Origin of the sequence: Arthrobacter silviterrae (assembly GCF_011045165.1) — a bacterium.
In the GTDB taxonomy this organism is placed as follows: domain Bacteria; phylum Actinomycetota; class Actinomycetes; order Actinomycetales; family Micrococcaceae; genus Specibacter; species Specibacter silviterrae.
In genome coordinates, this window is record NZ_JAAKZI010000063.1 from 1 (window position 1) to 6,977 (window position 6,977).

Consider the following 6,977-nt stretch of genomic DNA (forward strand, 5'->3'; position numbering starts at 1 on the left):
GGACTAGGCCTTGGACAATGGAGACCTTCGTCTCGGGACGACAGCCTGCCCATACCTCCGAAATTCCTGCCATGCTGGCAGCATGGTCCGCCGTCGCCTTGGCATCCCCCGTGACCATGACAATGTGGGCCACGCCCAGGGCGGCAAGTGCGGCCAAAGTCGCCGCTGCGTTTGCGCGCAACGGATCCCGCATGATGAGCGCCCCGGCATATACGCCGTCAATGCTGACGTACACGGCCAGCTGGCCCGCGGCGATGGGTTCCTCCGAAACGGGACCGGACTGTGCCTCCACGAATGTGCGCTTTCCGACAGCAACCCGATGCCCGTTCACGGTGGCGCTGACGCCGTCCGTGGCGTGTTCCACAGCTTCTAAGGGACGTGACAAGTCCAGCTTGCAGGCCAGGGCCGAATCAACCACGGATGAGGCCAGGACGTGGGAGGAGTGAAGTTCTGCCGATGCCGCCAGGGCGAGCAGCTCCATGTCGGACGGCGGTGGGCCGCAGACCTTCGATGTTCTGATTTCCTCGAGTGTTGGACGACCATGGGTGAGTGTCCCTGTCTTGTCAAAGACGGCTGTTTTGATCCGGGCCAGCAGCTCAAGGGTTCCGCCGCCCTTCACCACGATTCCGTTCCTGGCCGCTCTGCTCATTCCTCCGAGGAATGCCACCGGTGCCGCGATCAGCAGGGGACACGGGGTGGCGACCACCAGAACCTCGGCAAATCGCAGCGACTTGCCGCTCAGGACCCAGGACAGGATTCCGAGGACCAGTGCCAGAAGGGTAAACGGTACTGCGTACCGGTCCGCAAGGCGGACAAACGGTGCGCGGCTGGCAGCTGCCTCGCGGACCAGGGCCACAATGCGGCTGTATTGTGAATCTTCCGCGGAAGCAGTGGCTGACAACCGCACCGCAGCAGCGCCGTTGACTGAGCCGCTAAGAACCTCTTGACCCTGTGTCAATTCGACCGGCAGGCTTTCGCCGGTGAGGGCAGACTCGTCGAAGGACCCTGCCGCAGAGAGCAGCCGTCCATCCACAGGGACCACCTCCGCTGGACGCAGTACTAGGACGTCCCCTGGCACAACGTCCGTTGCTGGCACATCGTTCAGGCGCCTGCCGGGAACCTCCCGGTGGACGGTTTGGGGGACACGGTCCAACAGGGCACCAAGTTCTGCTTTTGCCTTGCCGGCGGCATAGTCTTCCAGGGCCGCACCGCCGTAGAGCATCAAGACAACAATGAGGGCTGCGGCATATTCGCCGACGGCGACGGTGCTGACAATGGCTGTGACCGCAAGGATGTCCACGCCCCAGCGCCCATGAGCCATGTCGCGGATCATGCCAGCCCCCCGCTGAACGGCGGCTGCCGCCGCGAACGTGCTGGCCAACCACTGTGCGCTGGCACTTTGACCGAGGCCCAACAACAACAGGACGAGACATCCTACAAAAAGCGTGGCCGCGATCTGGTAGTTGCGCCGGATGAGTTGCATGGGTGGTTCCTTGGACCTGCCAGGCCGGTGGTTGATGAAGGCTGTCTAATCCGGTTCGTTGACAACAAGCACCGGACAGTGGGCGTGGGCCACGCACGCGGAGGAGACCGACCCGAGCCGCAGGCCGAGAAATCCGCCCCGTCCGCGACGGCCCACGACGAGCAGGCGGGCGCTGGCACTTTCGTCCACCAGGATCTTGCCGGGGTGGCCGTACCTGATGCTGACGTCCACCAGTCCAGGGGGCCGTTCCGGGCCAAAGGCCCGTTCGACGGCGTCCTCCACCAATCGGGTCGCTTCGACTTCAAGCACGTCTGCCTCCGGGAACCCTCCCACGGGAATTTCTGCAGCAAAATAGATGTCCGACCGGCTCCAGCAGCTGACGACATCGAGTCGCAGTGCCAGGGCCTTGGCCAAGGTGGCGGCGGTTTGCAGCGCGAGCGTGGAGTACTCCGAGCCGTCAATTCCAACGACAACCCGCTCCACCGGATCCATTGAGGGGTTCATGGTGTTCCTAAGGCAGGAGTTTGAGGGACGTGTCCCAGTTGAAGTTGTCCTGGTCCGGGCTGGCCTGCAGTCCCATGACAAGGAGCATCATGGCCTCCAATTCACGGGCCCTGCGCAGCGGTCCGACGTCGATGGGCCGCAGGCCCGAGGCTGCCACGACAGCGCTGACCTTGACCTTGGCCTGTTCGGATTCGCCGGCGATGAAGACATCGAGGGGCAGCCCGGCCACGGTTCCGGCTTCCAGGGGCTTGGCCAGACAGGTGTTGAAGGCTTTGACCACGTGGGCATCCGGGCTTGCGTGGCGTGCGATCTCTTCAACGGCGGAGGATCCGGCGGGGACCAACAGGCGGTCGAAGGTAGACAAGTCCACGGGATTGCTGATGTCCACGACGACTTTTCCTGCCAGGGCTTCGCCATAAACAAGGACTGTATTCTTGCCTTCCTCGTAAGGGACTGCCAGAAAGACAATTCCGCCTTCGATGGCCGCGCCTTCGCCCCCGCCTTGCGCACCGGCGCCGAGGAATTCCACGAGGTCCCGGGTTTTCTGTCCATTGCGTCCCAGGATTTGCACCGAGTGCCGTGCCGCCAGCATGCGGATGGCGATGGCCCGGGCCATGTTCCCGCTGCCGATGATGGTGACTTGTTCCATGACGATGCCTTTCAGGAGTGTGCGGGGTTGCGGGTGATGATGACCTTCAGGGCCTTCGTTTCTGCGGCACGGGCAAAGGTGTCGTAGGCCTCAAGCACCTGGTCAAATGAGAACGTGTGGGTGGCGAACTTGGCGGCCGGAATTTTGTGCTGGGCCACGAGTTTAAGCAGCATGGGGGTGGTGTTGGTGTTGACCAAGCCCATCGAGATGCTGATGTTCTGGATCCACAGCTCCTGCAGGGGAAGGTCAACGCTGGAGCCGTGGACGCCCACGTTGGCAACGCGGCCGCCGGGGCGGGCCAAGCTTAATGCCATGGCAAACGTTTCCGGCAACCCGACGGCTTCGATGGACACGTCCACGCCGGCGCCGTCCGTCAAGTCAATAACTTCTTGCCGCCAGTCAGGACGTTGGGAATCGACGGTGTCCGTCGCGCCAAACTCGAGGGCCTGCGCGAGCCTGTTTGCGTCCCGGTCAATCGCCACGATGGTTCCCGCTCCGCACAACCCTGCGGTCGCTATGGCAGCGAGGCCCACAGGCCCTGCACCTATGACGGCCACAACGTCGCCAGGCTTCACGCCGCCGGAAAGGACGCCGATCTCAAAGCCGGTCGGCAGGATGTCGGAGAGCATGACCGCCTCCACATCACTGACTCCGGGTGGCAGCCTGTACAGCGAGTTGTCAGCGTAGGGTACGCGGACAAACTCGGCCTGGGTGCCGTCGATGAGGTGCCCAAACACCCAGCCGATGCCCGACTGTCCCTCCTCGCCGAGGCAGTGGGAGTAGAGGCCCTGGCGGCAGTTGGGGCAGTGGCCGCAGGACTTGATGCAGGAGATCAGGACGCGGTCGCCCACCACCAGCTCCTGGACTCCCGTGCCTGTTTCCACCACGGTGCCCACGCCTTCGTGGCCGAGTATCCGCCCTGGCTGGACGGCCGGAACGTCGCCTTTGAGTATGTGCAAATCCGTGCCACAGATGGTGGTGGTGTCCACCCGGACGATCACGTCGCTGGGGTGGAGGAGCTGCGGTTGCGGAGCCTCTGCCCAGGACTTGTCGCCGGGGCCGTTGTAGATCAGCGCTTTCATGGTGCGTCCGTTCGTCGGGTGCCGGTCCGGCCTATTGCCGGTATCGGTGTCATTGACGCTACGCGTGACGCACAGGGTGGGTTAGGGTCTAAGTGCCCTCATCGCAGGTGTCTTTGGCGACACACCCTACTCGGGCGAGGCCTGCGGCATGTTGGCCTGTGCCGTCCACCACTCCGCAGGTGGTGTGACCCGGAACCTGCGCCCTGTGACCGATGTTGGCGAGATGCGCACGAAGTTGTCCTTGCGTCCGGCATGCCAAGGGAACAGCCGGAGGGAAAAACTGTCCAGCAGATCCCCGGTCGAGGAGAGGAGCGCGCCGGTGCCCTTCACCACCACGCTCCAGGCAATGCCGGTGTCCGGGTCCACCCCGTCGGCTTCGAGTGCAACCGGGTGTCCCTCGAGCACGGCGGTCAGCTTGGTGCCTTCTCCGGTGCGAAAGACCAGTGTGCCATGGTCAACTGTGTAGTTGATGGGGAAGATGTCGGGATGGTCGGCGTCCCAGATTGCGAGCCTGCCGACGGACACCCCTCGAAGGAGTGCCCAGCACTCGTGGACCGGCAGGTCTTCGGTTCTTGTGGCTGCTGGTTTGTGCGTCATGGGGTGAGCTTATGGCTATTGGGCCTTTCCCGCTAGGGCACAATGGCCTGGTTCGACCCACGAAGACACCTTGGCTGCGGCGTATCCTGAGTGCAAGGGGTGTGCAGTGAGCCACCTTTGGCGTCTTGGAAGTGGACTTGCACGGAGGCAAAGAATGGACCAGCCGGGCCCGCGTGACAATGGTGTTGTGCCTCCAGCCGTGGACATGCATGGGCAACCTTCAGATGAACGACTGCGAGGGTTGCTCTCAGCGGTTATCTCAATTGCCGAGGAGCTAACCCTGGAAGCAGTTCTCAGTCGAATCGTGCAGTCCGCGTGCCAGCTGCTGGACGCCAAATATGGCGCCTTGGGCGTTATCGGTGGCAGCGGAGGCCTGAGCCACTTCATTACGGAGGGTATCGATCCCCAGCTCGCAAAGCTCATTGGACCCCTGCCTACAGGGCATGGGGTCCTGGGGTTGCTGATAAAGGACCCGCGCCCCATCCGACTGCCGAATCTCCACGACCATCCGGCGTCGTATGGATTTCCCAAGCACCATCCGCCCATGCGCACCTTCCTGGGGGTGCCCATTCGGATCCGCGACAAAGTTTTTGGGAACTTGTACTTGACGGAGAAGAACGGCGGGAAATTTTTCACAGCGGAAGACCAAGACTTGGCCGTGGCCCTCGCCGGGGCTGCCGGATTTGCCATCGAAAACGCGAGACTGTTCGATGACGCGCAATTACGGACGCGATGGCTGGAAGCAGGCCGGAGTGTCGCAGTGCTCATGATGGGGGTTGGTGCGGCAGGGTCCGGTGTCGGACCCGGGTTTGTTGCACAGACCGCCCTTGATGCGTCCGATTCGGCACTGGCTCTCATTGCCAGTGCGCCCAACGAGGCGGGACAGGTCGAAGTCCTCGCAGGTGCCGGCAACGGCTCGCAGGAATGGATTGGGCGGTTGCTGGACCTGGACAGTGGGAGCGTACAAGGCGTGCTGTCGGCTGGCGAGCCAGCTAGTTTCGAAACGGTTTCGAAGTTGCTGGGGCCGGCCTCCGGGCGACTATCTGGTCCCTCGCTGCTGGCGCGTCTTGGGACTAAGGGCGCCGAGCACGGACTCCTTGTGCTGGTGCGTGAGAAGGGGGGCGCCCCGTATTCTTCCCTGACCTCCGAATTGGTTTCGGTTTACTGCGCGCAGTCTGCCTTGGCGCTGGAGTTGGCCAAGACCCACCAGATTCGGGAACAACTGGTCTTGTACACGGACCGGGATCGCATCGCCCAGGACCTGCACGACGTAGTCATCCAGCGGATATTTGCCGTCGGGCTCAATGTCCAAAGCCTTGGCCGCTTCATTCCTGATTCTGCCGGCCTTGCCCGCATTCGTGCCATTACCGACGAACTGGATGCGACCATCAAAGAGTTGCGGGACACCATTTATGCACTGCGCACCTCGACCGGCGACACGGACTTGGTCAGCAGCCGAATCTTGAATACTGTGCTGAAAGTATCAACGCCGCTGTCGTTCGCGCCGCGAATAGTGCTGTCAGGGCCCATCGATTCCCGCGTTCCGCCGGAGGTGGCGGAGCAACTGCTTGCCGTGGTGACGGAGGGAGTCAGCAATGCTGTCAGGCATGCCAAGGCCGGGGAAATCGACGTTGCCGTGACCGCTGGAGGCGGCTTCGTAAGCGTCACCGTCAGTGACGACGGTTGTGGAATCAGCACCCGTTCCGACAGGAGCGGGCTGGTCAACATGGAGAGGCGGGCACTGAAATTCAACGGTATTTTTCAGGTGGAAAGTGTTGCCCAGGGCGGTACGAAGTTCTTTTGGTCGGTTCCACTGAACAATAAACATGCTTCCCAGGGCGTGTGAACAATGTAGATGTGGCCAAAGGCCGGACAATCATTTCCGGGAAATATACACCGCTGCCTGGGTCCGGCGCTCAAAGCCAAGTTTTGCCAGCAGGGAGGAAACGTAGTTCTTGACGGTCTTTTCGGCGAGGAAGAGCTCCTGCCCGATTTGGCGGTTGGTCATGCCCTGGCCGATGAGGGCCAACACCCGGCGCTCCTGTGCAGTCAGGGAGGCCACACGTGGGTCCGGGGGAGCTGGCTCGCTTAGCCCTGAGATGATCTTGCGCTTGAGGGCTGAATCGAACAGCGACTCGCCCCGCGCAGCGACCTTGATGGCGGTGAGCAGGTCGGTGCCGCCGATTTCTTTCAGGACATAGCCGGCAGCACCGGCAAGCACAGCGCCTCGGAGGGCCTGCTCGTCATCGTAGCTCGTCAGGATGAGGCATTTGAGGGATGGATCAACCGAACGGACGTCACGGCACACTTCAATGCCCGTGCCGTCGGGCAGCCGTGCGTCGAGTATGGAAACGTCGGGATGGAGTGCCGGGATCAGGCGGGCCGCCTCGGCCGCGGAACCCGACGAGCCGACCACGGTAAAGCCATGGCCCTCCAAGAGTTCCTGAAGGCCCAGCCTAACCAGTTCATGGTCGTCCAAAATAAATACCCGGAGGGCGGCGGTCGTAACTATGGCATTGGCCTGCTCAGTGTTGTCCATCGCTTGTCCACATCCTTAGCTGAGTCAGGTGAAACCCCTGTGAAAGCCATCTTGATCATGAAAGCCCTGTCATGTCTACCGCGAAAGGCCATTCTCCCGCAACGCCCGACGCCGGACTAATGG

At 62.4% G+C, this 6,977-nt stretch carries 7 protein-coding genes; 1 reads left to right on the forward strand and 6 read right to left on the reverse strand.

Features of this window, described 5'->3' with window-relative positions:
• The 5 genes from G6N77_RS19230 to G6N77_RS19250 form a co-directional block, all read right to left on the reverse strand.
• Window positions 1–1,483, reverse strand: a 1,483-nt coding sequence (locus G6N77_RS19230) for a heavy metal translocating P-type ATPase (protein WP_165183783.1), incomplete at its 3' end; no start/stop codon positions are given.
• Window positions 1,484–1,528: 45 nt separating this feature from the next.
• Window positions 1,529–1,987: a universal stress protein gene (locus G6N77_RS19235; RefSeq protein ID WP_240902442.1), complete on the reverse strand. Its 459-nt coding sequence runs from the start codon at window positions 1,985–1,987 to the stop codon at window positions 1,529–1,531.
• A gap of 7 nt (window positions 1,988–1,994) precedes the next feature.
• Window positions 1,995–2,636, reverse strand: coding sequence for an NADPH-dependent F420 reductase (locus G6N77_RS19240; protein WP_165183784.1), 642 nt, complete (start codon window positions 2,634–2,636; stop codon window positions 1,995–1,997).
• A gap of 11 nt (window positions 2,637–2,647) precedes the next feature.
• Window positions 2,648–3,718 (reverse strand): zinc-dependent alcohol dehydrogenase family protein, encoded by a 1,071-nt coding sequence (locus tag G6N77_RS19245; protein WP_165183785.1) that lies wholly within the window; start codon window positions 3,716–3,718, stop codon window positions 2,648–2,650.
• A 126-nt stretch (window positions 3,719–3,844) separates the two neighbouring features.
• Window positions 3,845–4,315, reverse strand: a complete 471-nt coding sequence (locus G6N77_RS19250; protein WP_165183786.1) for a pyridoxamine 5'-phosphate oxidase family protein — start codon at window positions 4,313–4,315, stop codon at window positions 3,845–3,847.
• Window positions 4,316–4,469: 154 nt separating this feature from the next.
• On the opposite strand from G6N77_RS19250, the gene G6N77_RS19255 reads away from it, so the two are divergent.
• Window positions 4,470–6,161, forward strand: coding sequence for a GAF domain-containing sensor histidine kinase (locus G6N77_RS19255; protein WP_165183787.1), 1,692 nt, complete (start codon window positions 4,470–4,472; stop codon window positions 6,159–6,161).
• A 30-nt stretch (window positions 6,162–6,191) separates the two neighbouring features.
• Here the strand turns inward: G6N77_RS19255 and G6N77_RS19260 are convergent, their stop codons facing one another.
• Window positions 6,192–6,854: a response regulator gene (locus G6N77_RS19260; RefSeq protein ID WP_165183788.1), complete on the reverse strand. Its 663-nt coding sequence runs from the start codon at window positions 6,852–6,854 to the stop codon at window positions 6,192–6,194.
• Window positions 6,855–6,977: the final 123 nt, after the last annotated feature.

What these genes read in the sequence shown, in the direction of transcription:
- G6N77_RS19250 (WP_165183786.1), bottom strand. Translation starts at nt 4,315, where the DNA reads ATGACGCACAAACCAGCAGCCACAAGAACCGAAGACCTGCCGGTCCAC.
- G6N77_RS19235 (WP_240902442.1), bottom strand. Translation starts at nt 1,987, where the DNA reads ATGAACCCCTCAATGGATCCGGTGGAGCGGGTTGTCGTTGGAATTGAC.
- G6N77_RS19245 (WP_165183785.1), bottom strand. Translation starts at nt 3,718, where the DNA reads ATGAAAGCGCTGATCTACAACGGCCCCGGCGACAAGTCCTGGGCAGAG.
- G6N77_RS19240 (WP_165183784.1), bottom strand. Translation starts at nt 2,636, where the DNA reads ATGGAACAAGTCACCATCATCGGCAGCGGGAACATGGCCCGGGCCATC.
- G6N77_RS19260 (WP_165183788.1), bottom strand. Translation starts at nt 6,854, where the DNA reads ATGGACAACACTGAGCAGGCCAATGCCATAGTTACGACCGCCGCCCTC.
- G6N77_RS19255 (WP_165183787.1), top strand. Translation starts at nt 4,470, where the DNA reads ATGGACCAGCCGGGCCCGCGTGACAATGGTGTTGTGCCTCCAGCCGTG.